Origin of the sequence: Phaeovulum sp. (assembly GCF_030684035.1) — a bacterium.
Classification (GTDB): domain Bacteria; phylum Pseudomonadota; class Alphaproteobacteria; order Rhodobacterales; family Rhodobacteraceae; genus UBA6213.
Map to the genome: position 1 here is coordinate 75,436 of NZ_JAUXPI010000058.1, position 25,281 is coordinate 100,716.

The following is a 25,281-nucleotide window of genomic DNA, read 5'->3' on the forward strand; positions in this document are numbered from 1 at the left end:
ACCCCTGCACAGCCGCTGCTTCTTCTTTGTTCAAATACCCCAGGGGGAGAGCCGCAGGCGGGTGGGGGGGGGGCAGCGCCCCCCCTTGCTGCCGTCGGGGCAAGGCACTACCGATGGCGCGTCGGGGCAGGGGTGGACGATGTCACTCGCGGTACTACTGGCGGTTCTGGGCGCGGCCTTTCTGCACGCGCTCTGGAACGCGCTGATCAAGGTCGGAAGCTCGAAGATCGGCGGCATGGTGGTGCTGTCGGTTATGGAGGTTCCGATCGGCCTTGTGGTGGCCGTGAACCGGCCCTGGCTGAACGCAGAGGCATGGCCCTGGGTGCTGGCGGCGGGTTGCACGCATTTTGGCTACAAGTTCTTTCTCACCCATGCCTATGACCACGGCGATCTGAGCCGCGTCTACCCGATTGCGCGCGGTGCGGCACCGATGTTTGTGGCGATTGTCGGCGCGATTTTTCTGGCCGATGCAGTCAGCCGCGCCCAGTATGCGGGCATTGCGGTGCTGGGTCTCGGCATCTTGCTGATGGCGCGCGGGGTGTTTTCCGATGGCGAAAGCCGCCGCCTTCTGCCCTTCGCGCTTGGCTCGGCGCTGGCGACGGCGAGCTATACGCTGATCGACGGCCTCGGCGCGCGGGTGTCGGGCGATGCAATCGCCTATGTCGGCTGGATCTTTGTTGTCGATGGCATCCTCTTTGCCTCGGGCATGGTTGCCTGGCGCGGGCGGCGGGTGCTGGCGGGCGGGATGCGCGGCTGGGCGCTCGGCGGCCTGGCCTCGGCCGCTTCCTATGGGGCCTACGCGATTTCTGTCTGGGCGATGACGGTCGCCCCGATCGCCGTGGTCGCGGCGCTGCGCGAAACCTCGATCCTGTTCGCGGTGCTGATCGGCTGGCTGGTGTTTGGCGAACGGATGAACCCGGGCAAGGCGCTTGCCGGGGCAATGATCGTGGCCGGGGTCATGTTGACCCGGCTTTAGCCCTTGATGCCGCGCTCTGGCAGCGCCTGTTGCACGAGACCGACCCCGAGAAGGTAGAGTGAAGTCGCAATCAGCCCCCAATGCGCCAGGCTTTCGGGGGCGAAATCGACCCAGGCTGCCCAGGCGGCAAAGCCGGTCCAGGCGATGGCAACCGGCAACGAGACCGCCCGCCAGCGTGCCGTGCGCACCGGGTGGATGAAGCGCAGATTGGTGAACATCGCCCCGGCCAGCGCCACGACAACCGCCAGGGTTACCCAGAAATTGGGTTGCGCCGCGAACAGCACAAGCACCACCATGTTCCAGCAAGCCGGAAAGCCCGCGAAAGAACAATCCTTTGTTTTCATGCGGGTATCGACGAAATACACCACCGAGGCATAGGTGATGACGATGATCGCGATCCAGCCTGTCCAGCCCGGCAGCAGGTCCGAGCGAAACAGCGCGAAGGCGGGAATGAAGACATAGGTCAGATAATCGATGATGAGGTCGAGCAGCACACCATCATAGGTCGGCCAGTTCTTCTTGACCTGATAGCGCCGCGCCAGCGGCCCGTCGACAGCATCGACAATGAGCGCGCCAAGGAGCCACAGAAACATCAGGCTCCAGTCCGCATCGACCGCCGCCAGCATCGCCAGCATCGCCAGCACCGCCCCGGTGGCGGTAAGGAGATGCACGAAAAGAGCCTTGAGGCGGGGTGTCATGCGCCTGTCATGGCGCAAAATCGCCGGGCTGGCAATGGTCGCGCAGGGCGCAGTCCTGGCCGGGCACGCGCTCAGGCGCGCGGGTGTGCGGCGTTGTAGACCTGCATCAGGCGGGCGCTGTCAACAGCGGTATAGATCTGCGTGGTTGCCAGGCTCGCATGGCCCAAAAGCTCCTGAATCGCCCGCAGATCTCCGCCGGCGGCCAAGAGATGCGTGGCAAAGCTGTGGCGCAGCGCATGCGGCGTGGCGGTGGCGGGCAGGCCGAGGCTCATGCGTGCGCGCTGCATCGCCAGTGCCACCAGGCGCGGGTTGAGCGGCCCGCCGCGCGCGCCGCGAAAAAGTGCGTGCTCCGGGGCCGCACGATAGGGGCAAAGCCGCAGGTATTCGGCAACAGCGGCTGCCGCAGCGGGCAGAACCGGCACGATCCGCTCGCGGCCACCCTTGCCGGTGATGCGCAGCGCGTTGGCAAGCGGCAGATCGGAACCCTTCAACCCGAGCGCCTCTGAAATCCGCAAGCCGCAGCCGTAGAGCAAGGTCAGCACCGCGCCATCGCGCGCCGCGATCCAGGGTTCTTCTGCCTGCGCACCGGCCCGGTCGATGACCTCGCGCGCGCCGTCTTCGCTCAGCGGGCGCGGCAGGCTGCGGGGATATCTGGGTGCCCGCGCGGCCAGAACATGGGTCGCATCAAAGCCTTCACGGTCGGCCAGCCAGCGGATGAAGCCCTTGACCGCTGAAAGCCGCCGCGCCAGCGACCGCGCCCCCAGCCCGCGCCCGTGCTCATGCGCAAGGAACGCGCGCATGTCGCCTTGGCCGATCTCGGCCAGTCGCGCCAGCCCCATGCCATCGCCATGGTGTGCCGACAGAAAGCCGAGAAACTCGGCCACGTCGGCGCGGTAGGCGGTAATCGTGTGTTCCGCCGCGCCGTCGAGCGCGCGCCTGTGCTCCAGCCAGGTTGCCAGCGCGTCGCTGGCGGCGGCGGAGAAGCCCCCGGCCATGTCAGCCAAGCCAGCGGCGCATTGCACGTTCGAACACGGCGGCGAAAAAGGCCAGAAGGTCGGTGCCCTGCGACGGCTTGAACTGGTGCGGGTCTTCGGCCCCCATCACCAGCATGCCCGGCAGCCGCCCCTCGCCGAAATCAAGCCGCATCAGCGCTTCGGAGCGAATCCAGTCGGCTTTGTCGCCATGGATCGCATCGGAATTGGGCAGGGTCTGGCGCAGCACCACACTGCGCGTCGGGCCGCTGCGCCCGGCGCGCATGTATTCGTGAATGAAGCCGGGTTCGGCCACGCAGAGCACATCGCCCAATTGCCGCAGCGCCGGGTCATTTTCTGAATGCAGGCTTTCAAGCACCAGGCGCACCGAGTCGACGCGCAAGATCTCGGCCACTTCGCTGCCGAGGTTGAGCAGGAAATCTTCAAACGCGACCGGGTCAAGCATGCTCAGCACCGCGCGGTGGATCAGGTTGGTGCCCGCAAGGTTTTCATAGGCCGCCGCGATCACCGACCTGTGGGTGTCTTCCAGCCGGTCAAGCCGGGCTTCCAGCCGATCCATGGCGACGCCGCGCAGATCGACGATGTTGGCCCCCATCGCGCGCTCGTTGGCGGTGACAAGCGCGCGCATCACATCGCGATCCTCAAGGATGGCCTCGGGGTCGCTGATGATCTTTTCGCGCAGATGGTTGGTCAGTGCCTGCTCGCTCATGCCCGTATCCCCGCCCGTTCCGGTGGCCATTTTGGCGGCAGCTTACACTATTCAGACAAAAAATCAGGGGGATTTTTCATCCGTCAGTTGATCTTCTGTCCGGTCTTGCCCCAGTCCTTCAAAAACTGCTCCAGCCCCCTGTCGGTCAGCACATGGTTGGCCATCGCCTTGATCACGGCGGGCGGCGCGGTGATGACATCAGCACCGATCCGCGCGCAATCGGTGATATGGTTCACCGAGCGGATCGAAGCGGCAAGAATCTCGGTCTTGAAGCCGTAATTGTCATAGATCGTGCGGATATCCTCGATCAGCTGGATGCCATCGTGGTTGTTGTCATCAAGCCGCCCGACAAAGGGCGAGACAAAGCTTGCCCCGGCCTTGGCAGCAAGAATTGCCTGCGCCGCAGAAAAACACAGCGTAACGTTGACCATGCGGCCTTCGGATGCGAAAGCCTTGCAAGCGGTCAGGCCATCCCAGGTGAGGGGCACCTTGATTGCGATGTTGGGGGCGATCTTGGCAAGCGCGAGACCTTCGGAGATCATCGTCCTGGCATCGGTCGCCACCACCTCGGCGGAGACCGGGCCTGAAACCATGGCACAGATTTCGCGCGTTACCTCGATGATGTCGCGCCCCGATTTGAGGATCAGCGAGGGGTTGGTGGTGACGCCATCGACCATGCCCAGGTCGTTGAGCTCACGAATGGCGGCGACATCGGCGGTATCGACGAAAAATTTCATGGGAAGGCTCCTGCAGGAAGTTCGGCAGCGTGATAGCGCAAAACCTCGCCGCCCGGAACCCCTTGCGCGCGGCAAATCGCCTGCGGCGGGCGGGCAAGGGGGGGCTGCCGGCCCCCCCTCGGCGCATTCGCGCCTCACCCCCCCGGGGGTATTTCTTGCAAAGAAGAAGGCGGCACATCTTCTTTGCAACAATACCCCCGCCGGAGGCAAGAAACTGTCCGGGCTTCGGCATGGATGAGCCCGGGCATTTCGCGCAAGGCGCGCTGGTGGCGGTGCTGACCGCCGAGCCGGTGGGGCGACCGCTTGATTATCGCGCGCCGGAGGGGGGGTGTTTTGCCGGGGCGCTGGTCGAGGTGCCGCTTGGGCCGCGCCGGGTTCTGGGCGTCGTCTGGGGGACGGGCAAGGGCGATTACGATCTGACCAAGCTGCGCACCATCATCCGGGTTCTCGACGCGGCACCCCTGAGCGGTGCGATGCGGGCGTTTCTGGTGCGGATGGGCGAATATACGCTGACGCCGCTTTCGGTGATGCTGCGGCTGGCAACGCGGGCACCGGGGCTTGGCGACCCGCCGGGAATGCGCAAGCTCTTTCGCGCGGGGGAGGCAGTGCCGGAGCGGATGACCGACGCCCGCGCCCGCGTGCTGCGGGTGCTTGGCGAGCATGGCGGTGCCGGGTTCGCGCTGGCCGAGTTGGCGGCGCTGGCGGGGGTTGGCGCATCGGTGATCAAGGGGCTGGTCGCCTCGGGCGCGGTGATCGAGGCGGAAAGCCCGCGGGATGCGCCTTTTGCCCGGCTCGATCCGGCGCTGCCGGGGCTGGTGCTGGCCGAGGATCAGGCGGCGGCGGCGGCAAAGTTGCGCGCGGCCTTGCGCGGCGGCGGCTATGGCACGACGCTTTTGCAGGGCGTCACCGGCTCGGGCAAGACCGAGGTCTATCTGGAGGCGGTGGCAGAATGCCTTGCTGCGGGCCGCCAGGCGCTGGTGCTCTTGCCCGAGATCGCCCTGACCGGGGCGTTTCTTGCCCGCGTGGAGGCGCGGTTCGCGGCGCGGCCGGGCGAGTGGCATTCGGGCCAGACCCAGGCGGAACGGCGGCGGCTCTGGCGGATGGCGGGGGCGGGCGGGGTGCAACTGGTGGTCGGCGCGCGTTCGGCGCTGTTCTTGCCGTTTCGCGACCTTGGGCTGATCGTTGTCGATGAGGAGCACGACCAGAGCTACAAGCAGGAGGAGGGCGCGCTTTACAATGCGCGCGACATGGCGGTGCTGCGCGCCTCGCTTTGCGATGCGCAGGTGGTGCTGGCCTCGGCAACGCCGAGCCTGGAAACCTGGGTGAACGCCGAGGCGGGCAAATACGCGCGCATCGCGCTCGCCAGCCGCTTCGGCGTAGCGGAATTGCCCGAGATGCGGGCAATCGATCTGCGCGCCGAGGCGCAGGAGGCGGGCCGGTGGATTTCGCCGACACTGGTCGGCGAGGTGCAGGCACGGCTCGATGCGGGCGAGCAGGCGATGCTGTTTCTCAACCGCCGTGGCTACGCGCCGGTTACCGTTTGCCGCGCCTGCGGGCACCAGATCGGTTGCAGGCACTGCGATGCGCGGCTGGTCGAGCACCGGTTCCTCAAGCGCCTCATGTGCCATCAGTGCGGCGAAACCGAGCCTCTGCCCGAGGCCTGCCCGGCGTGCGGCGCGGTGGGGCGGCTTTCGGCGGTCGGGCCGGGGGTGGAGCGGCTGGCCGAAGAGGTGGCGGAACGGTTTCCGGCGGCGCGGCTGGCGGTGCTTTCGTCGGATCTGTTCGGCAGCGCCCGCGCCCTCAAGGCGGCGATCGAGGGCATTGCCGCAGGCAGTGCCGATATCATCATCGGCACCCAGATTGTCGCCAAGGGGCACAACTTCCCGCTCCTGACACTGGTCGGGGTGATCGACGCTGATCTGGGTCTGCAAGGGTCGGACCTGCGCGCCGCCGAGCGCACGTTTCAGCTGATGCGCCAGGTGGCCGGGCGCGCCGGGCGGGCCGGGCGGCCCGGCGTGGCGCTGTTGCAGACCCACCAGCCGGATCATCCGGTGATCCGCGCCATATTGGCGGGTGACGAGGAGGAGTTCTGGCGCGCCGAGGCCGAAGGCCGCCGCGCCGCCGGGGTGCCGCCCTTCGGCCGCATGGCGGGGATCATCCTTTCCGGCCCCGATCTGGCGCGGGTGTTCGATTTTGGCACCGAGCTTGCCCGCCGCGCCGCGCCGCTGAAGCGGATCGGTGCCGAGCTTTACGGCCCCGCCGCCGCGCCGATTGCGCGGGTGCGCGGGCGGCACCGGGTGCGGCTTCTGGTCAAGGCCGACCGCGCCGCGCCCTTGCAAGCGGCTCTGGCTGAATGGCTGGGGCAATTGAAGCTGCCGGGACAGTTGCGGCTGAGCGTCGATATCGACCCGCAGAGCTTTCTTTAGAGCCTGTCCGGCAAAAGTGGCCACCGGTTTTGTAACAAGACAGACTCTCGCCTCAGGTCAACTGCTGCCACGCCACTGTTGCAATCGCCCGCAGCGCTTCGCGCGGAACCTCGCCCACCACCGCGTAGCGCAGGCTGCCGTCGATCCACCAGAACCCCTGCGTCGCCCCGGCTTCAACAAAACGGAACGCGGTTTCGGCACTGCCATCGCCCGCGGCCGCATAAAGCGTGATGCGCTGGCCGGTCGCGTTTTCGTACATGAACACCGCGGCCGCACCGGTCTCAGTGGGCAAGATGCGCCCGCCCATCAGGGCAAAACCAAAACTGGCAAAATCGGGGGCGGCAATCGGATGTCCAAGCCGCTTGGAAAGCCAGCGGGTCAGGTGCTCGGCCTCGGTTGCGGCCACTTCCACCGGGTGCGCGACCTCGACCGCAAAGGTCTGGTGCGCGCGAATGGCAGCAAGTGCCACCGGCACAGCCGCCCCCTCGCCCGGCGTCAGCCGCGCCGCGGTCCATCCGCCTGCGGCACCCAGTGCCAGCAATAGCACCGCCGCCGCAAGCCGGGCGAATTTCGGCAAGGCGGCGCGGTGGCGCGGGGCGGCATCTTCGCGCGCCGCGCGATCCAGCATGGTGCGCAGGGTTTCGGGCAGCGGCTCGGCGGCGATGGGGCCATAAAGCGCGGCAAGCGCTGTATCCTGCCGGTCCCATTCGGCAACGGTCGCCCGGCCCGCCGCGTCTGCACCAAGCCGTGCGGCAAGCGCGGCGCGTGCTGGCTCGGGCGGGGTGCCATGCCGCAGCGCGATCAGTTCCGGGTCAGTCAGCGGGTGCCGCTCGGTCATCTTTGCTCGGTTCCTTCTTCGCGCGGTCTTTCCTGCCGCGGCAGATCGCGGCCCGTGGCGGCGCGCAGGCTGGCGCGTGCCCGGCCCAGCCGCGAGGCCAAGGTGCCCTCGGCCAGCCCGAGCACCGCCGCGGCCTCCGCCAGGCTCATGCCCTCCAGCGCCACCAGCAACAGCGCCTCGCGCTGCTCTGCGGGCAGGCGTGCAATTGCCTCCTGCACCTCGCGCAGCGCCATATGGCCTTCCTGAGCGCCGGGGCGGGCAAGCTCGGCCATGCCCTCGCCCACCACCGATAGCTGCGGGCCGCGCGCGCCCCGACGCAGCCCGTCGCGGTGCAGGTTCACCAATATGCGGAACATCCAGCCGCGCATGCTGCCCTCGCCACGCCAGCCTTCGCGCCGGGCAAGCGCCCTTTCAAGGCAATCCTGGACGAGATCATCCGCCGCGGCGCGGTCGCGCAGCAACGCCTGCGCGTAGCGGCGCAGCGCCGGAATGGCGGCCTCGATCTCGTCCAGCGTGGTCATTTGCGGGCGCTCATGCGCCGGACTCCCTTGTCAGGTCAGTTCGCCTTGATGATATGCCAGACGCCGCCAACCCCGTCACCGGTCACGTCACCCGGCTTGGTATCCTTGATCCAGAGGTAAAGCGGTTTGCCATCATAGGTCCATTGCATTGCGCCGTCGGTGCGGGTGGTCAGCCCATAGGCACCCTCCGGCGCTGATCCGGCGGGGGCAAGAAGCGGCGGCCAGTTCACCGCGCAACTGTTGTAGCAGGCCGACATGCCGCCGGTATCGGGGTCATAGGTGTAAAGCGTCATGCCATTGGCATCGGCAAGCACCTTGCCTAGGCTGGTATCGGCCATGGTGATGCCGGTGTCGGCAAAGGCGGGTCCCGCAAGACCTGCCAGAGCGGCGGCAACGATAAGATGTCTGCGGATCATGTTTTGCTCCCTGAGTTACCGGGTGCGCTGTCTCCCACAGCCACCCTGCAATGAAAGACGCAATCGCAGCCGCTTTCATCCCGCCGTTCACGCGAAGGTGAGGATGCGTTCCGGTGCCTTAGCAAAAGCGACGAGATCTCGGCCATGGCTACGGCTTCCTTTGGCCCGAGGCTGATGATCCGGCTCCGCCCGAGAGGGCCATCCGATCAGCCTCGCCGCGCGGCACCCGCTGGAAACCCAACCGCCTCGGCCCTATCTTGTCGCGAAAGGGGGAATCGCCATGCACCGACCCGACCGTCTGCCGACCCAGGCCGAAGCGCTGCCTGGCCGCGCCACGCCGATGCCGCTCGGCGAAGCGCATTTTCTCTCGGGCCTGCCGCTCGACGAGGTGCCTCCTGAGGGCATGGAGTTGGCGTTGTTCGGCATGGGCTGTTTTTGGGGTGCGGAACGGATCTTCTGGCAACTGCCCGGCGTCTGGCTGACGGCGGTGGGCTACGCTGGAGGGATCACCCCGAACCCGACCTACAAGGAGGTCTGCACCGGGCTGACTGGCCATAACGAGGTGGTGCGGGTAACCTTCGACCCGGCGCAGATCAGCTACGAGGCGCTGCTGCGAACTTTCTGGGAAAACCATGACCCGACGCAGGGAATGCGCCAGGGCGGCGACCGGGGCACGCAATACCGCTCGGGCCTCTACACCACCTCGCTCGTGCAAACGGCGGCTGCCGCCACCTCGCGCCGCGACTACGCCGCGCGCCTTGCCGCCGCGGGCTTTGGCGCGATCACTACCGAAATCCTGCCCGCGCCGAGCTTCTATTTCGCCGAGGACTACCACCAGCAATACCTTGCCAAGAACCCGCAGGGCTATTGCGGCATCGGCGGCACCGGGGTTTCCTGCCCGATCGGCCTCATGCACTGATCTTCTTCATCGCCAAAATACCCTCGGGGGGCGCGGGGGGCAGACGGCCCCCCGCCCTTGACGCGCGCCCCGGTTGCGCCTTACTGCGCCCGACCCGTCAGGAGCCAGCATGACCACCTTCACCGCCTTTACCACGCTTGCCGCCCGCGAACCGGCCGAGGCGCTGGCCGAAATGCTCGAAAACCTCGATCCCGCTCCCTATGGCGTGGGCGTGGGCGAGATCGAGGATGGTTCCGATCGTTGGGAAGTCGGGGCCTATTTCACCGAAAACCCCGACGGCGTGGCGCTGGCGCTGCTTGCCGCGGCCTTCGATGCCGCCAGTTTCGCGGTGTCTGAATTGCCCGAGACCGACTGGGTCGCGCATGTGCGGCGCGAGTTGTCGCCGGTGGTCGCCGGGCGGTTCTTTGTTTACGGTGCCCATGACGCTGAAAAGCTGCCCGCCGATGCGGTGCCGCTGTTGATCGAGGCGGCGATGGCCTTTGGCACCGGCCACCACGGCACCACGCTCGGATGTCTGACAGCGCTCGACAGGCTCGACCGCGCCGGGGTGCGGGCGAAGAACGTGGCCGATATCGGCTGCGGCACAGCGGTGCTGGCAATGGCTGCGGCAAAGATCTGGCCGGGGCGGGTGCTTGCCTCGGATATCGACCCGGTGGCGGTTGATACCGCCCGCGCCAATGCCGTGGCAAACGATCTGGCAGGCCGCGTGGAATGCCTTGAGGCGGCCGGGTTCGACCATCCTTTGCTGGTCGCCGCAGCACCCTTCGACCTTGTGTTTGCCAATATCCTGAAGGGCCCGCTGATTTCGCTCGCCCCCGACATGGCGGCGAATCTTCTGGCTGGCGGGCAGGTGATTCTCTCGGGCATCCTCAACGAACAGGCCGACGAGGTGGTTGCAACCTACGAAGCCGTCGGCTTTGGTTTGCGTTCGCGCGACGAATACGGCGACTGGACGACATTGGTTCTGAACCGCCAACAATAGCCCAACTTGCCGCGTCACTCTGCCGCAATTCTGTGGCACAGTCTGCTGATCGTCAACTTCAGTGCCCTGTGTTCGGGGAGAGTGTCATGGTCGATCGCAATCTGGAAAACTTTTACGAGCGGCTTGAACGCATCGACACCATCAACGGCTCTGGCGGTGCCTTCGAGGCGCTGGGAACGCTTGGCCGTTCGCATTACGCCGCTGTCAAACCGCCGCGTCGCCGGGTGTTCTGGCTGCGCCCTCTGGCGTTCATCCTCTGCGCCTTCCTGCTGATGAAGGGCGGGCTGCACGCAGAGCTTGGCAATGACATCTACAACGAGCGTCTGGCGGTGCTTGCCAATGGCACGGCGGTGGAGCGCGCCGGGGCCTGGGTGCTTTCGGCCGATGTGGCGACGCTGGCAATTTCGGCCAGGTTGCGCCCCTACCTGCGCTGACCCACCGGGCATGAAAAGGCCGCGCCGAAGTTATCGGCGCGGCCTTTTGGCGGGCATTCCCGCGTGCAGGCAACCGTGGCTCAGAAGCGCGCGGCAACCTGGTCGATATCGCCACGGGTCAGGCCGATATCATCAAGCTCACGGTCGGAAAGCTTGGCCAGTTCATTGCGGGTCAGGCGCGCATCGTTCCAGGTGGCAAGTGCTGTGAAGAACCGCGAAACGAGGCTGGTGTAACCGGCGTGGGTCATGGTGCGGTTGGTATCAAGGGCGGACATTTCGATTTCCTTTTACGTTCTGCTCATTTTGAAAGCATTGGCCTTTCGATGTCGCACATAGGCCTGGCGATTTGCCAAAACAAGCGCCGCTACAACAGCCCCGCCATGCGCAATTTGCATGGCTTTGCAGATGCTTAACCAAGTGTTCCAGAGCCCCTGCAAAGCGGGCGGAAAATGTCGGATTTGCACCAGAAGCTGGCGTTTTGTTGCCGTGGCGGCGGTAGCAAGACAATTTTCTTGCTGCACCGCAGAAAGACGGCTTCGGGCTTTGCGATGTTCGCTTTTCGTGCTAGTGCGGGAAAAAAGCAACAGAGCAGGGCAGCATGCGCGTTTTGGGAATTGACCCCGGCCTTCGCAACCTCGGCTGGGGGCTGATCGACATGGAGGGCTCGCGGCTGAGCCACGTTGCCAACGGCATCATTCACTCGCAAGGCGATGATCTGGCGCTCAGGCTGTTGTCGCTTTTCTCGGCCCTGACCGAGGTGGTGGCGCGCTATGCCCCCGATGCGGCGGCGGTGGAACAGACCTTTGTCAACAAGGATGCGGTGGCGACACTGAAACTTGGGCAGGCGCGCGGCATCGCGCTGCTGGTGCCCGCGCAGGCTGGCCTCACGGTGGGCGAATATGCGCCGAATGCGGTGAAGAAGGCGGTGGTGGGTGTAGGCCATGCCGACAAGGGGCAGGTGGCGCATATGGTGCGGTTCCAGTTGCCCGGGGTTGACCTCGCCGGACCCGACGCAGCCGATGCGCTGGCCATCGCCATCTGCCATGCGCACCATCTGCAAAGTGCCGGGCGCATGGAACGGGCGATCAGGGGGGCGGCATGATCGGGCGCATCGCCGGGGTAATCTTGCACCGCGCCATGGATCAGGTGCTGATCGACGTGCGCGGGGTGGGCTACATTGTGCATGTCTCGGCCCGCACTGCCGCCGCACTGCCGCCGGTCGGCGAGGCGACCGCGCTTTATACCGAGCTTCTGGTGCGCGAAGACCTGCTTCAGCTTTTCGGCTTCACTACGTTGCTCGAAAAGGAATGGCACCGGCTGCTGGTATCGGTGCAAGGCGTCGGAGCCAAGGCGGCGCTTTCGATTCTGGGCACGCTTGGCGCTGATGCGCTTGCCCGCGCCATCGCGCTTGGCGATTGGGCAAGCGTGCGCGCGGCGCCCGGCATCGGCCCCAAGCTCGCGCAGCGTGTGGTGCTGGAACTGCGCGGCAAGGCACCCTCGGTGATGTCGATGGGCGGCGCGCTCAGCGTCGATCTGGCGGCGGCGGATGAGGTGATCGAGGCATCGGCACCCCGCCGCGCCACCGCCGCGCCGCCACCCTCGGCCGCCTCCGAGGCGCTTTCGGCGCTCGCCAACCTTGGCTATTCCGCCACAGATGCCGCAGCGGCCGTGGCCGAGGCCTCGGCCAACCCCGAAGCGACCGACACCCCCCGCCTGATCCGCGCCGCGCTGCGGTTGCTGGCACCGAAGAATTGATCCGCGCCTAGTCGTAGGCGTCGAAAAAGCCTTTTGGCACCAGCAGGTTCTCGCGCCGAAGCGCCTTCACGTCGCGTTCGCCGCAAAGCGCCAGCGAAATATCCAGCTCGTTGCGGATCACCTCCAGCGCTTTCGTCACCCCGGGCTGCCCCATCGCGCCAAGGCCGTAAATGTAGGCGCGCCCGATGTAGGTGCCCTTGGCACCCAGCGCCAGCGCCTTGAGCACGTCCTGCCCCGAGCGGATGCCGCTGTCGAGATGCACCTCGATCCGGTCGCCCACCGCCGCGACGATCTCGGGCAGTTTGCGGATCGCGCTCAGCGCGCCGTCAAGCTGGCGGCCGCCGTGGTTGGAAACGATGATCGCGTCTGCCCCGAAATCGGCGGCAATGCGGGCGTCGTCGGCATCGAGAATGCCTTTCAGTATCAGCTTGCCGCCCCATTGGTCGCGGATGCGGGCAATCTTCGACCAGTCAAGCCGCGGGTCGAACTGCTCGCTGGTCCAGGCGTTGAGCGAGCTCATGTTTTCCACGCCTTTCGCGTGGCCGACGATATTGCCGAAGGAGCGGCTTTTCGCGCCAAGCATGCCCAGCCCCCAGCGGACCTTGGTGGCGAGGTTCATGATCGAGGAAAGCGTGAGTTTCGGCGGTGCAGAAAGGCCGTTCTTCAAATCCTTGTGCCGCTGGCCCAGAATTTGCAGATCGAGCGTCAGCACCAACGCCGAGCACCCGGCTTTCTTCGCCCGCGCGATCATGCCATCGACAAAATCCTCGTCGCGCATGACGTAAAGCTGGAACCAGAAAGGCTTGCTGGTGGCTTCGGCAACCTGCTCGACCGAGTTGATCGACATCGTCGAAAGCGTGAAGGGAACGCCAAAGGCTTCTGCCGCCCGTGCCGCCTTGATCTCGCCATTGGCGCTTTGCATGCCGGTAAAGCCAACCGGGGCCAGCGCCACCGGCATCGCCACCGGCTGGCCGATCATGGCACCCGCAAGGCTGCGGCTCGACATGTCCACCGCAACCTTCTGCCGAAGCCGGATCTGGGCAAAATCCGAGGTGTTTTCGCGGAAGGTCTGCTCGGTATAGCTGCCGCTTTCGCAATATTCATAGAACATCCGCGGGGCGCGGCGCTTGTGCAGTTGCTTCAGGTCTTCGATGCAGGTGATTGTCGGCATGGCATGGCCTTTCGCTGAATTGGTAAAGATCAATTACCAATTCATACCGCATCATGCAATGGCCTTGCGCGCGCTTGCCATTATGCCTCCGCTCGTGCCTTGTGGCGCAAACAAGGGGTTCGGCTTGGAAACGGTTCTGTTTGGCTTCGCCGGTGGCATGGTGGCTGCGATTGCCACCACTGCGGGGGCAATTCCGGCGTTGATCGGGCGCTCGATGTCGCAACGCACGGGCGACACGATGCTTGGCTTTGCCGCTGGGGTCATGCTTTCGGCCTCGTATTTCTCGCTGATCCTGCCGGGGATCGCGGCGGCGGAACTGCTGCACGGCTCGCTGGTGCTCGCCGCGCTGATTGCCGCGGCGGGGATCTGCCTTGGTGCAGCCTTTGTGGCCTGGCTCAACGCATCGCTGCCGCACGAACACTTCGCCACCGGGCGCGAAGGCGCGGACCCGAAGGCGCTGGCGCGGATCTGGCTTTTTGTGTTGGCGATTACCATTCACAATTTCCCCGAGGGGCTTTCGATCGGCGTCGCCTTTGGCGCAGGCGAAATGGCCAATGGCCTGTCGGTGATGACAGGGATTTCGCTGCAGGATATTCCCGAAGGGCTGGCGGTCGCCGTGGCGCTGATCGGCCAGGGCTATTCGCGCATGCGCGCCTTTCTGGTGACAATGGCGACAGGGTTGGTGGAGCCCATCGGCGCGCTGATCGGCGCCGCGGCGGTTTCGGTTTCAAGCACGCTTCTGCCCTGGGGCCTGACCTTCGCGGCGGGGGCGATGCTTTACATCATCAGCCACGAGATTCTGCCCGAAACGCACCGGAACGGGCACCAGAACCGCTCGACCGCCGGGCTGATCTTCGGTCTCGTGCTGATGATGGTGCTTGATGTGACGCTGGCTTGAGCGAAGCCGGGGGACGCTCCCCCCGGGAGGCCTGCGGCCTCTCCCCCCCCGGGGTGTTTCGGCAAAGAAGCGGTTCAGGCGCGGTGTGCCCCTGCGGCCAGTTCGGCGACGCGCGCCAGCACCTCGGCGGCGCTTTTGCCCTCGCCGATCAGCTTGACGATTGCCGAACCGACGACACAGCCATCGGCGACCCCGGCGATGGTTTTCGCGGCGTCGGGCGTGGTGATGCCAAAGCCGACGATGACCGGCAGATCGGTTGAAGCCTTGATCCGAGCGACCTCGGGCCCGACCTCGGCAGCTTGCGCGGCGGCGGCGCCGGTGATGCCGGTGACCGAGACGTAATAGACAAAGCCGGAAGTGTTTTGCAGCACCTTGGGCAGGCGTTTGGCATCGGTAGTGGGGGTGGCGAGGCGGATGAAGTTGAGGCCTGCTGCCTGTGCGGGCAGGCAGAGCTCGGCATCTTCCTCGGGCGGCAGATCAACCACGATCAGCCCATCCACCCCGGCGGCGGTCGCCTCGGCAAGAAACCTTGCCACGCCGCGCGCGTAGATCGGGTTGTAATAGCCCATCAGCACGATCGGGGTTTCGGCATTATTGGCACGGAAGGCACGGACCATCTCGAAGGTGCGGTCCATCTTGTGGCCGCCGCCAAGGGCGCGCTGGCCTGCTGCCTGAATGGTCGGGCCGTCGGCCATCGGGTCGGTGAACGGCATGCCGAGTTCGATGATGTCCACCCCGGCAGCGGGCATGCCCTCGATCAGCGCCAGCGAGGTTGCCACATCGGGGTCGCCTGCCATGATGTAGGCGACAAAGGCCTTGCGGTTCTGGCCGCGAAGTCGGGCGAAGGTGGCGTCGATTCTGGTCATGTCCGGCCCCGGTCTGGCTGTTGTCCGCCGGGTTTGCGACATGGGGCGCGGAAAATCAATGGCTCAGGCGGGGCGCGTGTGCCGATGATCTGCTTCTTCGCCAAAACCGCCCGCGACCGTGCCGAAGCCCGCGCTCCGAAGCGGCCGCCGCGGCATTGACCTCGTTGCCGGGGACGGGGGCTTGCCGCGACCGACGGCGCAGATAGAAAGGGCGCATGGATGCAACCGCCTGCCTGAAATGAGCCCACCGATGCAAAACCTGCGCCAGATATTTCGGCGGGCGTTTGTCCGGAGCGAAAACTGGCGCGGCGGGCGCGACCTGCTGGCGGCGCTGGCGCTTTTCATCATTGCGGTGCTTGGCCTTGCCGTTGCGGCGCGGCCAGAGCTTGACGCAGGTATCCTGTCGATCCCGACGCTCGTGCTGCTGCTTTTGGCGCTGCCGCTGGGCGGGCGCAGGCTTTGGTTACGCCCCGGATGGGGGATGCTGATGCTTTGCCTTGCGGTGCTGTTGATGCTGCCCTTCACCCTGGTCGCGCAGGTCTTTGGCCGGGTGGACATGCTGGCGATCCTCCATCACGCGGGTTTCGGCACCGAGGGGATGACGCTGGCAGGTCTTTCCGTCGAAGTGAAGGAGACGCTGCTGAGCCTTGGCATCTTCACCTTTGCGAGCTTCTGGCTGCTGAACCTGCTTGGCGCGCCGCAATCGGCGGCGGCACTGGTGGCGCTGCTGGTGCTGCTGGCGAACCCGCTCACGCAATTCGCGTTTGGCCGGGTGGCGCATGGCGCGGTGGCCTCGGTGCTGCCGACGCGGCTGGTGGCACCGGCGCTGGTGGCACCTGTGGCACCGCTGCCGGATCTGATACTGGTCTATCTGGAGGGCAGCGAGCAACGCTATGAAAACACCGCCGCCTTCGGCGCGGCCTTTGCGCCGCTTGCCGAGCTTGCCGCCGAGGCGATCAGTTTTCGCAGTGTCGGGCGGGCGCTCGGCACAGGATGGAGCATTGCCGGTATCGTCGCCTCGCAGTGCGGCGTGCCGCTGCTGCCGAACGGCCTGCGCTATGGCAACAACTTCCTGCCGCAGACAGAGTTCCTTCCGGCCAGCACCTGCCTTGGCGACATTCTTGCGGCGCGCGGCTACCGCAGCGCGTTTCTGGTGGGTAGCGAGGGCACGTTTGCGGGCATGGACCAGTTCTTTCGTCGCCACGGCAACCCCACGCTGATCGATATCGATACGCTCCGCGCAACCATGCCCCCGGCCGCGTTCGAGGCGGCGCTGATCGAATGGACGCTCGACGATCAGGCGGTGTTTGAAGCCGCGGCCGCGCGCTATGCGGCGCTTGTGGCCGAGCCGGGGCCGGTAGCGCTGGTTGTTGAAACCATCGGCCCGCATGGCAAGCACGGCTTTCTTTCCCGCGATTGCACCGACACGGGCCGCGCCCGGATCAGCGACGATCTTGCTGCCGTCATGCGCTGCACCGCCGAGGGTGCCCGCGATTTCGTTCGCGCCGTGCAGGCGGCTGGCAACGGGCGACCGCAGAAGATCGTGCTCCTCTCTGACCACCTGTCGCATTACGATACCAACGGCGTGCTGCACCCGCCCGCGGCGCGGTTCAATACGGTGATGTTTCTTGATGCCGCGCGGGCAGGCGAGGTGAACGCCCGACCCGGCGCAATGTTCGATGTCTTTCCGACGCTGCTTGAATGGCTCGGGTTTGGCGCGCCGCCGCAGCGCGCCGGGCTTGGGGTTTCGCTGCTCGGCGCGGCACCGACGTTGACCGGGGAATTCGGTGCCGGGCCGCTCGATGCGATGCTGGCGGGCGACGGTGTGCTGGCGGCGGCGCTCTGGCAGTAGCGTGCGGGCGGCCTACGGCGGTGCTTGCTCTTCGCGCGGCCACTCCCTAGAAGCAGGCGAGTTTTCGGATGGGGGCGCGGGCCGGGCATGGGTTTCAAGATGGGTATCGTCGGCATGCCGAACGTCGGCAAATCGACGCTTTTCAACGCGCTCACCCGCACCGCCGCGGCGCAGGCGGCGAACTTTCCGTTTTGCACGATCGAGCCGAACGTGGGCGAGGTGGCGGTGCCCGACCCGCGGCTGGAAAAGCTTGCGGCCATTGCGGGCTCCAAGCAGATCATCCCGACCCGGATGACTTTCGTTGATATTGCCGGGCTGGTGCGGGGCGCGAGCAAGGGCGAGGGGCTGGGCAACCAGTTTCTTGCCACGATCCGCGAGGTGGATGCGGTGGCGCATGTGCTGCGCTGTTTCGAGGACGGCGACATCACCCATGTCGAGGGCCGGGTCGATCCGGTGGCGGATGCCGAGACGATCGAGACCGAGCTGATGATTGCCGACATGGAGAGCATCGAGCGGCGGCTTGCGGGGTTGCAGCGCAAGATCAAGGGCGGCGACAAGGAGGCGGCGGATCAGGAGCGGCTTTTGAAGGCCGCGCTGGTGGCGCTCGAGGCGGGGCGGCCGGCGCGGACGGTGAAGGTGGCCGAGGATGACCGCCGGGCCTGGGGGTTGCTTCAGCTTTTGACCGCGAAACCGGTGCTTTATGTCTGCAACGTCGAGGAAGCTTCGGCAGCTTCGGGCAACGCTTTCTCGGAGCGGGTGGCAGCGATGGCGGCGCGCGAGGGGGCGGCTTCGGTGGTGATCTCGGCGCGGATCGAGGAAGAGATCGCGCAGCTTTCGCCCGACGAGGCAGCGATGTTTCTGGAGGAGATGGGGCTGCATGAGGCCGGGCTTGACCGGCTGATCCGGGCCGGGCACGACCTTCTGGGTTTGCAGACCTATTTCACTGTCGGGCCGAAGGAAGCGCGGGCCTGGACGATTGCGAAAGGCACGCCCGCGCCGCAGGCCGCGGGGGTGATTCACGGCGATTTCGAGCGCGGTTTCATCCGGGCCGAAACGATAGCCTACGCGGATTATGTGGCCGGAAACGGCGAGGCGGGGGCGCGCGAGGCGGGCAAGTTCCGCATCGAAGGCAAGACCTATGTGGTGCAGGATGGCGACGTGCTGCATTTCCTTTTCAATGCCTGATAACACGCGTGTTATCTTAGGCAACTCATTGAAATACATTGCAAAAACCAAAACCGTTAAGGCTTTTTTCACCGCTGCGGGGGGCTGCATCGGCGGCTTGTGCGCTGCCCTAGGGGCTGACCGCGCCGCCACGCGGCGCGGTCCCGGGCGCGAATGGCTGCGGGCAGAAAAGTAACCGGACCTGCCCCGAAGGGGCAAGACCGGCGGCCAAGCGGTGCGATCACTTGTGGCGGGCGATCAGTGTTCGTGGCAGCCGGTGATCATCATCTTGAAGTGGCTGGAAACCTTGTCGCCACAGGTGCCCAGATAGATATGGGCGCACATGAACAGAAAGATCACCCGCCCGGCGAGATAGTGCAGAATCGCCACCGGGAACAGTCCATCAAGGCCGAACACATCGCTTGGAGCCAGATCAGGCCAGAGATAGACGATTCCGGTGTCAAGCACGGTCGGCATCACCAGATACATGATCACCCAATAGATGATCTGCTGCATCGCATTGAAATTCGCCTCGACCGATGGCGGGTAGGGCGATTTCTCGCCACGAAAGATGCCCCGGACGTAATACATGAACTGCACCCGTATCTTCTTCCAGAAGCTGCCGGGTTTGGGGACATATTGCCACCAGTTGCCGCTGACGATGTTGCCGACGACGAACACCGAATAGGCGCTGATCAGGCCGATGCCCGCGAGGTCATGCAATCTCACCGCCAGCTCGAACGGGATCAGCGGCAGGCCTGGCGATGAATACTGCAGACTGGCACCAGTTGCCGACAGCAGCAGGATGAGCGCCGCGTTGGTCCAGTGCCAGAGCCGGATCCAGATGTGCAGGATGAACACCCCGTTCACTCATGTCGGGCTCGTTTGCGAATGAGTTTTCCAATGATGCGCAGCTTCGCGTGCCCTGCAATCCCGGCCAGCGCGGCCAGAACCAGAAGCAGCCCCAGACGATCGAGCAAGGTATGGCGGGATGCGCCGATCACATAGGAGTTCTGGATGAGTGCCGCATTCTCGAAGCCCAGCGTGCCGCTGACCTCGCGCGAATGGCGATAGAGTGCTGCGCGCTGCCTGCTATCGACACTGTGGCACACCGCGCAATCCCTGACCGCCGCACCATTGCCCACGATCTTGTGCGAAAGCGACAGCGTGGAGGCCTCGGTCACCGTTGGTGTGTGGCAATCGACACAGCGCACCGCCGCCCAATGGCGACTGGTATTGGGCAGCCAGGCATGGATGGTGTCGATATCCGGGCGATCCTTTTGCCGGTTCGCGCTGGCGACAAAGAGGCCGAAGGTTTCGTCGGAGTTATGGCACGAAAGGCAGGCCCGGTTGCCCTGTTCGACCAGACCCCGGAACCTCTGGGCCGTGCCCTGATGACTTCACGGGGTTGTGAAATATTTTGCAACAATTCAGTCTTTGATCAGGATCAAGGAAAAGATTCTGTTCTGCGACGCGGCACAAAAAACGACCGGCAGATCCAGGTATGCTTGCCCTTGCGCAGGGCGGCGATTGCTCCGAAACTTGCGCCGCTAGCGAGAGGCCCCCGATGATGACGCCCGACCCGAGTTTGCGCGCAGCGCCGATGCCGGAAGACGCCGACCGTGCCTTGCGGCCGCAGGTGCTGGAGGAGTTTGTCGGCCAGGAGGAGGCGCGCGCCAACCTGCGGGTGTTCATCGAAAGCGCCAAGATGCGCGGGCAGGCAATGGACCACACGCTGTTTCACGGGCCGCCAGGGCTGGGCAAGACCACGCTGGCGCAGATCATGGCGCGCGAGCTGGGGGTGAACTTTCGCATGACCAGCGGGCCGGTTTTGGCCAAGGCGGGCGATCTTGCGGCGATTCTGACCAACCTCGAGCCGCGCGATGTGCTGTTCATCGACGAGATTCACCGGCTTTCGCCTGCGGTCGAGGAAGTGCTTTACCCGGCGATGGAGGATTTCGAGCTTGATCTGGTGATCGGCGAGGGGCCTGCGGCGCGCACCGTGCGCATCGAGTTGCAGCCTTTCACGCTGGTCGGCGCAACGACTCGGCTGGGTCTGCTGACCAACCCGCTGCGCGACCGCTTTGGCATTCCGACGCGGCTGGTCTTTTACACCGAGGACGAGCTTGACCTGATCGTTGCGCGCGGGGCGCGGCTGTTGGGGATTCCGGCGGAAGCGCAGGGCACACGCGAGATTGCGAAACGCGCGCGGGGCACGCCGCGGATTGCCGGGCGGTTGCTGCGGCGGGTGGTCGATTTCGCGCTGGTCGAGGGCGACGGGCGGCTGACCCGGGCGATTGCGGATTCGTCGCTGACCCGGCTCGGGGTTGACAGCCTGGGGCTCGATGGAGCTGATCGCCGCTATCTGGGGCTGATTGCCGAGCATTACGCAGGCGGCCCGGTGGGGGTGGAAACACTATGCGCCGCCCTGTCGGAAAGCCGCGACGCGATCGAAGAGGTGATCGAGCCTTACCTTTTGCAGCAGGGCCTGGTGCAGCGCACGCAGCGCGGGCGGGTGCTTGGCGCGCGGGCCTGGACACATATGGGGCTTGCGGCACCAAGGCTAGCGGGATCGGGCGATCTGTTCGGCCAGGGCGGCTAGCCGCGCCGCCTCAGGTCGAAAGCTTCGCGTGCACCTCGTCGAGGTCGATCTCGCCGAGTGGCATCTTGTTGTCGGGGTTGTCGAAATCGTAGCGGAAAAGCTGAAAGTCGCGCTTGTAGATTTCCCAGATCAGGTGCCGCGAAAGGTCGTCGAAATAGGCGCTTACGGGATGCGCGCGCTTTGGCCCATGGCCTTCGCTTTCGTTGAACCTGGGGATTTGCGCAAGGTCTATCGGCACCGGGGTTTGCACCGCGTCGAGCACCCTCTGCATGCCCTCGTTGAACTTTTCGGTGAAAAAGATCGCGTCGTAGCGCCCGCCATTGGCGATGAAGGTGGAAATATGCCCGGACATTGCCGACCAGTGGATATCGGGCTCCATCGGGCGGCGCCAGCGGATGGTATCGCGGGCGAACAGCAAGAATCGGCGGAACGAGGCGATCTGGTCGAACTCGAAGCCGTTTTCGGGGTTGCCCACGTCGATGCCGTATTTCTGTGCAAGCTGCGGCACGAGGTTGCCGCGGTAGCGTTTGCCGTTGCGCTGGATGCCGGCGATCTTGTCGAAGAACGAGGAAAGGATGCGCGCATAGGGGTTGCGCACGCAGGTGAAGGAATACGAGGAATGGTGTTTCACGTTCTCGGTGATGACCCGCTGGCTGGCCTCGATCGACCATTTGTGCAGCCCGGCGGTGGCATCATGCACATCGCCTTCAAAAAAGCTGCCGTGATCGGAAAAATACATGATCTGGCCGATCGTCGAGCAGGCGCATTTCGGCACCACGCGGTAGAGCATGGACTGGCTTTCGGTCATCCAGGTGCCGGGGAATCCCATTCTGGCGCTTCTCCTTGGTGCCTTCGGTGGGGCAATGTGCCCGCGGGCAGAACATTTAGCCCTAGAAAGCAAAGAAGCTCTGTCTTTTCAACGTGCGTTCACGCTAGTTAAGCGAATAATCGGGCAAAATCGCCGCGTGTGTTTCCAAAATGGCAAAAATCGCCTTCATCCTGCTGACCCACAAGGACCCGGAGGGGGTTATCGCGCAGGCCAAGCGGCTGACCGCGACCGGAGATTTCGTGTCGATCCACTTCGATGCGCGGGCGAAGGCGGCGGATTATGCGAAGATCCGCGCGGAGCTTGGTGCCAACCCGTCGGTAAGCTTTGCCAGGCGGCGGCTCAAATGCGGCTGGGGCGAGTGGAGCCTTGTCGGCGCGACGCTGGAGGCGCTTCGGGCGGCGGAGAAGGCGTTTCCGCGCGCCACGCATTTTTACATGCTGTCGGGCGACTGCATGCCGATCAAGACCGCCGAATACGCGCATGCGTTTCTGGACGCGAAGGATGTCGATTACATCGAAAGCTTCGATTTTTTCAGCTCGGACTGGATCAAGACCGGGATGAAGGAGGAGCGGCTGACCTATCGGCACTGGTTCAACGAGCGCAACCACAAGTGGTGGTTCTACACCAGCCTGGAATGGCAGCAGAAGCTTGGCCTCAGCCGCGCGATCCCGGCGGAATTGCAGATGATGATCGGCTCGCAGTGGTGGTGCCTGCGCCGCCGCACGGTCGAATCCGTGTTCGATTTCATCGACCTGCGTGCCGATGTGATGCGGTTTTTCCGCTCTACCTGGATCCCGGACGAGACGTTTTTTCAAACCATCGTGCGCCACCTTGTGCCCGATGGCGAGATCAGCACCCGCACGCTGACCTTTTTGCTGTTCTCCGATTACGGCATGCCGGTGACATTCTACAACGACCAGTATGACCTGTTGCTGGCGCAAGATTACCTGTTTGCCCGCAAGATCAGCCCCGATGCGCAATCGCTGAAGGCGAGGCTTGCGGCGCTTTGGGCGGCAACCGGGGCGCGGTTCTCGATCTCGAACGAGGGGCGAAGCCTGTTTCACTTTCTGACCGGGCGCGGCCGGGTTGGCCGCCGCTTTGCACCGCGTTTCTGGGAGACCGAATCGAGTCTTGGGCGCGAGCGCGAGCTGATGCTGGTGGTGTGCAAGAAATGGCACGTTGCCAAGCGCCTGGTCGAGCGGATGCGGCAGGTTGCCGGGGTTCCGGCGGTGGAATACCTGTTCCACGAGGCGGCCTGCCCCTTGCCGGACCTTGGCGGTATCCAGACATCGGTGGAGAAGCGCAATCGCCACCGCCGCGCCCTGATGCGCATGCTATACGACTATCATGCGACCAACCGGCTGGTGATTTGCCTTGACCCCGCAGCGATTGAACTGATGCGGGATTTCACCTCGGACCGGGCGCAGGTACGGCTGCTGGAGATCGAATGCGATTTCACCGACGACTACCTTCTGGGCCATGCCCGCCGGGTGGGCCTGGCGGGCGAGCGCACGCCGCAAGAGGTGGCTGACCGGCTGTTGCCGACGATCCGCTATGACCTGAAGTTTGAAAGCGACCGGATCAAGGATGCGCATTTCGCCGCGCTTTACCGGATGCGGGAGAGCGCCGATATTGCAGAAAACGCCCGGGCGCTGGCAGGTTTTCTGGCTGTGCCCGACATGGAAGCACGCGAGATTGCCGCCACCGAACACCTGTTTGTCGATTGAAAGGAGCGCCGCCGATGGCCTATGTCTATGACCCCGCAAACATCTTCGCCCGAATCCTGCGCGGCGAAATACCGAGCGATACGGTGTTGGAAACCGCGCATACGCTGGCCTTTCGCGACATCCGCCCGCAGGCACCATTGCATGTGCTGGTGATCCCCAAGGGCCCCTATGTCACCTTCGACCATTTCGCGGCCGAAGCGAGTGAGGCCGAGATCATGGATTTCATGCGCGCTGCGGCGCAGGTCTGTGCGCTGGTCGGGGCGGCACCGGGGCAGGGCGGGGGCGGCTATCGGGCGATATCGAATGCGGGCGAGGCGGGCGTGCAGGAGGTGCAGCACTACCACCTGCACATTCTGGGCGGGCGCATGCTGGGGCGGATGCTGCCGCACTGAGGCGGCTAGTGCGCGATCGCCTCATCGCGCACGAACATGTTGGCCCAGGCGCGGTCGATCAGGTCGGGGGTCATCTGTATCGGGATGCCTTCGAAATTGCAGATCGCGATCATCTGGTCGATCAGGAACACCGGCTGATAGTTGGCGTAGGTGTTGGCGATGGTGGGGTATTTCACCTGCATCAGATGCAGCATCGTGCGTTCGTCGAGCGCCATCTTCTTCTTGCGCGCCACCATGGCGAAGATCTTGAGGAAGTCCTGCTGGCAGGGCCCGTCGATCTTGATCTTGAAAAAGATCCGGCGAAGCGCCGCCTTGTCGAAGATTTCGTTGGGGTGGAAGTTGGTGGAAAAGATCACCAGCGTGTCAAAGGGCACCTCGAACTTTTCGCCCGATTGCAGCGACAGGATATCGCGGTTTTCCTCGAGCGGAACGATCCAGCGGTTGACCAGTTTTTGCGGCGGTTCCGCCTGGCGGCCAAGGTCATCGACAATGAAGACGCCGCCGGAAGATTTCATCTGCAAGGGCGCGGTATAGGTGCGCGCGGTCGGGTTGTAGGTGAGGTCGAGCATGTCGAGCGACAATTCGCCGCCGGTGATGACCGTGGGGCGCACCGAATAGACATAGCGGTTGTCGAACCGGTTGCCCGAGCGGCGCAGGCTGGTCGGGTCATCGACACTTTCCTCGGCGGCGGTGTGCACGATAGGGTCGAAGACGGTGATCACCTGGCCTGCATATTCCACCGCGCGGGGAATATAGATGCGGTCGCCCAAGGCATCGCGGATGCCATTGGAAATCGACGATTTGCCGTTGCCGGGCGGGCCATACATCAGGATCGAGCGGCCCGATGAGACCGCCGGGCCGAGGTTGTCGAGTAGTTCTTTCGGCAGGATCAGATGGCCCATCGCCGCGGTCAACTGGTCGCGGGTGATCTGGATGTTGCGGATCGACTGGCGCTTGATCTGTTCGTGGTAGGCGGCAAGCGGCACCGGCATGGCACCGTAATATTCGGACTGCGCCAGCGCATCAAGCGCGCGCGCCTTGCCCGCGTCGGTCAGCTGATAGCCCATCTCGCCGCCCGAATTGGCATGCAGCGTGCCGGTGGCCTCCAGCAGGCGCTGGCTGCGCGCGAGGTCGACAAGCTCTTGCGTGACCGGAATGGTCAGCGCGATGACGCGGGCGATTGACGAGCAGGTATCGAGATTGGTGCGAAACATCGTCTTGAGCAGAAGATCGCGCATCATCACCGGCGAGATGCCGGTTTCCGCCAGATTTTTCGGCGGCACCGGTGCCAGCACGCCAGAAGCCATCATGTTCATCGCTGCCCGACCCTTTGCCGCATGCGCCTGCTTTGCGCTTTGCCCCGAATGAGCAATTCAC

27 protein-coding genes are annotated in these 25,281 nt (G+C 64.9%); 13 read left to right on the forward strand and 14 right to left on the reverse strand.

From position 1 onward, the window contains the following. The first annotated feature begins 139 nt into the window (after positions 1–139). Positions 140–976, forward strand: a complete 837-nt coding sequence (locus Q8J98_RS13320; protein ID WP_305183608.1) for a DMT family transporter — start codon at positions 140–142, stop codon at positions 974–976. Here Q8J98_RS13320 and Q8J98_RS13325 read toward each other — a convergent pair. From Q8J98_RS13325 to fsa, 4 genes are all read right to left on the reverse strand, one after another. After that, positions 973–1,674, reverse strand: coding sequence for a phosphatidylcholine/phosphatidylserine synthase (locus Q8J98_RS13325; RefSeq protein ID WP_305294805.1), 702 nt, complete (start codon positions 1,672–1,674; stop codon positions 973–975). The genes Q8J98_RS13320 and Q8J98_RS13325 overlap by 4 nt on opposite strands. A gap of 71 nt (positions 1,675–1,745) precedes the next feature. Beyond that, entirely contained in the window at positions 1,746–2,669 is a 924-nt protein-coding gene (locus Q8J98_RS13330; protein ID WP_305294833.1) for a tyrosine recombinase XerC, read from the reverse strand. A 1-nt stretch (position 2,670) separates the two neighbouring features. Next, complete coding sequence (locus tag Q8J98_RS13335) at positions 2,671–3,375, reverse strand: DUF484 family protein (protein ID WP_305294806.1); 705 nt, start codon at positions 3,373–3,375, stop codon at positions 2,671–2,673. An 83-nt stretch (positions 3,376–3,458) separates the two neighbouring features. Beyond that, entirely contained in the window at positions 3,459–4,112 is a 654-nt protein-coding gene (fsa, locus tag Q8J98_RS13340) for a fructose-6-phosphate aldolase (protein WP_305294807.1), read from the reverse strand. Positions 4,113–4,342: 230 nt separating this feature from the next. Here fsa and Q8J98_RS13345 point away from each other — a divergent pair, with 230 nt between their 5' ends. Next, positions 4,343–6,538: a primosomal protein N' gene (locus Q8J98_RS13345; RefSeq protein ID WP_305294808.1), complete on the forward strand. Its 2,196-nt coding sequence runs from the start codon at positions 4,343–4,345 to the stop codon at positions 6,536–6,538. A 52-nt stretch (positions 6,539–6,590) separates the two neighbouring features. Here Q8J98_RS13345 and Q8J98_RS13350 read toward each other — a convergent pair whose 3' ends face one another. The 3 genes from Q8J98_RS13350 to Q8J98_RS13360 are packed head-to-tail and all read right to left on the reverse strand — an operon-like array spanning position 6,591 to position 8,313. Beyond that, complete coding sequence (locus Q8J98_RS13350) at positions 6,591–7,376, reverse strand: anti-sigma factor (RefSeq protein ID WP_305294809.1); 786 nt, start codon at positions 7,374–7,376, stop codon at positions 6,591–6,593. After that, complete coding sequence (locus Q8J98_RS13355) at positions 7,373–7,897, reverse strand: sigma-70 family RNA polymerase sigma factor (RefSeq protein WP_305294810.1); 525 nt, start codon at positions 7,895–7,897, stop codon at positions 7,373–7,375. Before Q8J98_RS13355 ends, Q8J98_RS13350 begins: the two co-directional genes overlap by 4 nt. A gap of 35 nt (positions 7,898–7,932) precedes the next feature. Next, the gene (locus Q8J98_RS13360) at positions 7,933–8,313 is read right to left on the reverse strand and encodes a hypothetical protein (RefSeq protein WP_305294811.1); all 381 of its coding nucleotides are present in this window, start codon (positions 8,311–8,313) and stop codon (positions 7,933–7,935) included. Positions 8,314–8,593: 280 nt separating this feature from the next. Between Q8J98_RS13360 and msrA the strand changes: the two genes are divergently transcribed. From msrA to Q8J98_RS13375, 3 genes are all read left to right on the forward strand, one after another. Then, the gene (gene msrA, locus Q8J98_RS13365; RefSeq protein WP_305294812.1) at positions 8,594–9,232 is read left to right on the forward strand and encodes a peptide-methionine (S)-S-oxide reductase MsrA; all 639 of its coding nucleotides are present in this window, start codon (positions 8,594–8,596) and stop codon (positions 9,230–9,232) included. Between the two features lie 109 nt (positions 9,233–9,341). Further along, complete coding sequence (locus Q8J98_RS13370) at positions 9,342–10,214, forward strand: 50S ribosomal protein L11 methyltransferase (RefSeq protein WP_305294813.1); 873 nt, start codon at positions 9,342–9,344, stop codon at positions 10,212–10,214. Between the two features lie 86 nt (positions 10,215–10,300). Further along, complete coding sequence (locus Q8J98_RS13375; RefSeq protein WP_305183597.1) at positions 10,301–10,648, forward strand: hypothetical protein; 348 nt, start codon at positions 10,301–10,303, stop codon at positions 10,646–10,648. An 80-nt stretch (positions 10,649–10,728) separates the two neighbouring features. On the opposite strand, the gene Q8J98_RS13380 is transcribed toward Q8J98_RS13375, so the two are convergent. Then, positions 10,729–10,923, reverse strand: coding sequence for a DUF1127 domain-containing protein (locus Q8J98_RS13380; protein ID WP_305294814.1), 195 nt, complete (start codon positions 10,921–10,923; stop codon positions 10,729–10,731). Positions 10,924–11,246: 323 nt separating this feature from the next. Between Q8J98_RS13380 and ruvC the strand changes: the two genes are divergently transcribed. Continuing rightward, positions 11,247–11,750, forward strand: a complete 504-nt coding sequence (gene ruvC, locus Q8J98_RS13385; protein WP_305183595.1) for a crossover junction endodeoxyribonuclease RuvC — start codon at positions 11,247–11,249, stop codon at positions 11,748–11,750. Then, the gene (ruvA, locus tag Q8J98_RS13390) at positions 11,747–12,403 is read left to right on the forward strand and encodes a Holliday junction branch migration protein RuvA (protein WP_305294815.1); all 657 of its coding nucleotides are present in this window, start codon (positions 11,747–11,749) and stop codon (positions 12,401–12,403) included. Before ruvC ends, ruvA begins: the two co-directional genes overlap by 4 nt. 7 nt (positions 12,404–12,410) lie before the next feature. Here the strand turns inward: ruvA and Q8J98_RS13395 are convergent, their stop codons facing one another. Then, the gene (locus Q8J98_RS13395; protein ID WP_305294816.1) at positions 12,411–13,574 is read right to left on the reverse strand and encodes an alpha-hydroxy acid oxidase; all 1,164 of its coding nucleotides are present in this window, start codon (positions 13,572–13,574) and stop codon (positions 12,411–12,413) included. 82 nt (positions 13,575–13,656) lie between these two features. Between Q8J98_RS13395 and Q8J98_RS13400 the strand changes: the two genes are divergently transcribed. Then, positions 13,657–14,472, forward strand: a complete 816-nt coding sequence (locus Q8J98_RS13400; RefSeq protein WP_370868094.1) for a ZIP family metal transporter — start codon at positions 13,657–13,659, stop codon at positions 14,470–14,472. A 74-nt stretch (positions 14,473–14,546) separates the two neighbouring features. On the opposite strand, the gene trpA is transcribed toward Q8J98_RS13400, so the two are convergent. Further along, complete coding sequence (gene trpA / locus Q8J98_RS13405; RefSeq protein ID WP_305183592.1) at positions 14,547–15,338, reverse strand: tryptophan synthase subunit alpha; 792 nt, start codon at positions 15,336–15,338, stop codon at positions 14,547–14,549. Between the two features lie 250 nt (positions 15,339–15,588). Here trpA and Q8J98_RS13410 point away from each other — a divergent pair, with 250 nt between their 5' ends. Then, complete coding sequence (locus Q8J98_RS13410) at positions 15,589–17,190, forward strand: sulfatase-like hydrolase/transferase (protein WP_305294817.1); 1,602 nt, start codon at positions 15,589–15,591, stop codon at positions 17,188–17,190. Between the two features lie 87 nt (positions 17,191–17,277). Further along, positions 17,278–18,375, forward strand: a complete 1,098-nt coding sequence (gene ychF / locus Q8J98_RS13415) for a redox-regulated ATPase YchF (RefSeq protein WP_305183590.1) — start codon at positions 17,278–17,280, stop codon at positions 18,373–18,375. A 237-nt stretch (positions 18,376–18,612) separates the two neighbouring features. On the opposite strand, the gene Q8J98_RS13420 is transcribed toward ychF, so the two are convergent. Both Q8J98_RS13420 and Q8J98_RS13425 read right to left on the reverse strand, forming a co-directional pair. Further along, entirely contained in the window at positions 18,613–19,224 is a 612-nt protein-coding gene (locus Q8J98_RS13420; RefSeq protein ID WP_305294818.1) for a cytochrome b/b6 domain-containing protein, read from the reverse strand. Next, positions 19,221–19,538 (reverse strand): hypothetical protein, encoded by a 318-nt coding sequence (locus tag Q8J98_RS13425; RefSeq protein WP_370868091.1) that lies wholly within the window; start codon positions 19,536–19,538, stop codon positions 19,221–19,223. Before Q8J98_RS13425 ends, Q8J98_RS13420 begins: the two co-directional genes overlap by 4 nt. 383 nt (positions 19,539–19,921) lie before the next feature. On the opposite strand from Q8J98_RS13425, the gene ruvB reads away from it, so the two are divergent. Then, complete coding sequence (gene ruvB, locus Q8J98_RS13430; RefSeq protein WP_305183587.1) at positions 19,922–20,956, forward strand: Holliday junction branch migration DNA helicase RuvB; 1,035 nt, start codon at positions 19,922–19,924, stop codon at positions 20,954–20,956. A gap of 10 nt (positions 20,957–20,966) precedes the next feature. Here the strand turns inward: ruvB and Q8J98_RS13435 are convergent, their stop codons facing one another. Further along, complete coding sequence (locus tag Q8J98_RS13435) at positions 20,967–21,785, reverse strand: sulfotransferase family protein (protein ID WP_305183586.1); 819 nt, start codon at positions 21,783–21,785, stop codon at positions 20,967–20,969. 149 nt (positions 21,786–21,934) lie between these two features. Between Q8J98_RS13435 and Q8J98_RS13440 the strand changes: the two genes are divergently transcribed. Together Q8J98_RS13440 and Q8J98_RS13445 are read left to right on the forward strand one after the other, a co-directional pair. Further along, positions 21,935–23,512: a DUF5928 domain-containing protein gene (locus Q8J98_RS13440; protein ID WP_305294819.1), complete on the forward strand. Its 1,578-nt coding sequence runs from the start codon at positions 21,935–21,937 to the stop codon at positions 23,510–23,512. A 14-nt stretch (positions 23,513–23,526) separates the two neighbouring features. Next, complete coding sequence (locus Q8J98_RS13445; protein ID WP_305183584.1) at positions 23,527–23,904, forward strand: HIT domain-containing protein; 378 nt, start codon at positions 23,527–23,529, stop codon at positions 23,902–23,904. Between the two features lie 5 nt (positions 23,905–23,909). Here Q8J98_RS13445 and Q8J98_RS13450 read toward each other — a convergent pair whose 3' ends face one another. After that, a complete protein-coding gene (locus Q8J98_RS13450) occupies positions 23,910–25,220 on the reverse strand; it encodes an ATPase (protein WP_305294820.1) in 1,311 nt (436 codons plus the stop codon). Positions 25,221–25,281: the final 61 nt, after the last annotated feature.

Excerpts from the sequence above, each read along its gene's own strand:
- Q8J98_RS13320 (WP_305183608.1), top strand. The coding sequence starts at position 140 with ATGTCACTCGCGGTACTACTGGCGGTTCTGGGCGCGGCCTTTCTGCAC.
- Q8J98_RS13325 (WP_305294805.1), bottom strand. The coding sequence starts at position 1,674 with ATGACACCCCGCCTCAAGGCTCTTTTCGTGCATCTCCTTACCGCCACC.
- Q8J98_RS13330 (WP_305294833.1), bottom strand. The coding sequence starts at position 2,669 with ATGGCCGGGGGCTTCTCCGCCGCCGCCAGCGACGCGCTGGCAACCTGG.
- Q8J98_RS13335 (WP_305294806.1), bottom strand. The coding sequence starts at position 3,375 with ATGAGCGAGCAGGCACTGACCAACCATCTGCGCGAAAAGATCATCAGC.
- fsa (WP_305294807.1), bottom strand. The coding sequence starts at position 4,112 with ATGAAATTTTTCGTCGATACCGCCGATGTCGCCGCCATTCGTGAGCTC.
- Q8J98_RS13345 (WP_305294808.1), top strand. The coding sequence starts at position 4,343 with ATGGATGAGCCCGGGCATTTCGCGCAAGGCGCGCTGGTGGCGGTGCTG.
- Q8J98_RS13350 (WP_305294809.1), bottom strand. The coding sequence starts at position 7,376 with ATGACCGAGCGGCACCCGCTGACTGACCCGGAACTGATCGCGCTGCGG.
- Q8J98_RS13355 (WP_305294810.1), bottom strand. The coding sequence starts at position 7,897 with ATGACCACGCTGGACGAGATCGAGGCCGCCATTCCGGCGCTGCGCCGC.
- Q8J98_RS13360 (WP_305294811.1), bottom strand. The coding sequence starts at position 8,313 with ATGATCCGCAGACATCTTATCGTTGCCGCCGCTCTGGCAGGTCTTGCG.
- msrA (WP_305294812.1), top strand. The coding sequence starts at position 8,594 with ATGCACCGACCCGACCGTCTGCCGACCCAGGCCGAAGCGCTGCCTGGC.
- Q8J98_RS13370 (WP_305294813.1), top strand. The coding sequence starts at position 9,342 with ATGACCACCTTCACCGCCTTTACCACGCTTGCCGCCCGCGAACCGGCC.
- Q8J98_RS13375 (WP_305183597.1), top strand. The coding sequence starts at position 10,301 with ATGGTCGATCGCAATCTGGAAAACTTTTACGAGCGGCTTGAACGCATC.
- Q8J98_RS13380 (WP_305294814.1), bottom strand. The coding sequence starts at position 10,923 with ATGTCCGCCCTTGATACCAACCGCACCATGACCCACGCCGGTTACACC.
- ruvC (WP_305183595.1), top strand. The coding sequence starts at position 11,247 with ATGCGCGTTTTGGGAATTGACCCCGGCCTTCGCAACCTCGGCTGGGGG.
- ruvA (WP_305294815.1), top strand. The coding sequence starts at position 11,747 with ATGATCGGGCGCATCGCCGGGGTAATCTTGCACCGCGCCATGGATCAG.
- Q8J98_RS13395 (WP_305294816.1), bottom strand. The coding sequence starts at position 13,574 with ATGCCGACAATCACCTGCATCGAAGACCTGAAGCAACTGCACAAGCGC.
- Q8J98_RS13400 (WP_370868094.1), top strand. The coding sequence starts at position 13,657 with ATGCCTCCGCTCGTGCCTTGTGGCGCAAACAAGGGGTTCGGCTTGGAA.
- trpA (WP_305183592.1), bottom strand. The coding sequence starts at position 15,338 with ATGACCAGAATCGACGCCACCTTCGCCCGACTTCGCGGCCAGAACCGC.
- Q8J98_RS13410 (WP_305294817.1), top strand. The coding sequence starts at position 15,589 with ATGCAAAACCTGCGCCAGATATTTCGGCGGGCGTTTGTCCGGAGCGAA.
- ychF (WP_305183590.1), top strand. The coding sequence starts at position 17,278 with ATGGGTTTCAAGATGGGTATCGTCGGCATGCCGAACGTCGGCAAATCG.
- ruvB (WP_305183587.1), top strand. The coding sequence starts at position 19,922 with ATGATGACGCCCGACCCGAGTTTGCGCGCAGCGCCGATGCCGGAAGAC.
- Q8J98_RS13435 (WP_305183586.1), bottom strand. The coding sequence starts at position 21,785 with ATGGGATTCCCCGGCACCTGGATGACCGAAAGCCAGTCCATGCTCTAC.
- Q8J98_RS13440 (WP_305294819.1), top strand. The coding sequence starts at position 21,935 with ATGGCAAAAATCGCCTTCATCCTGCTGACCCACAAGGACCCGGAGGGG.
- Q8J98_RS13445 (WP_305183584.1), top strand. The coding sequence starts at position 23,527 with ATGGCCTATGTCTATGACCCCGCAAACATCTTCGCCCGAATCCTGCGC.
- Q8J98_RS13450 (WP_305294820.1), bottom strand. The coding sequence starts at position 25,220 with ATGAACATGATGGCTTCTGGCGTGCTGGCACCGGTGCCGCCGAAAAAT.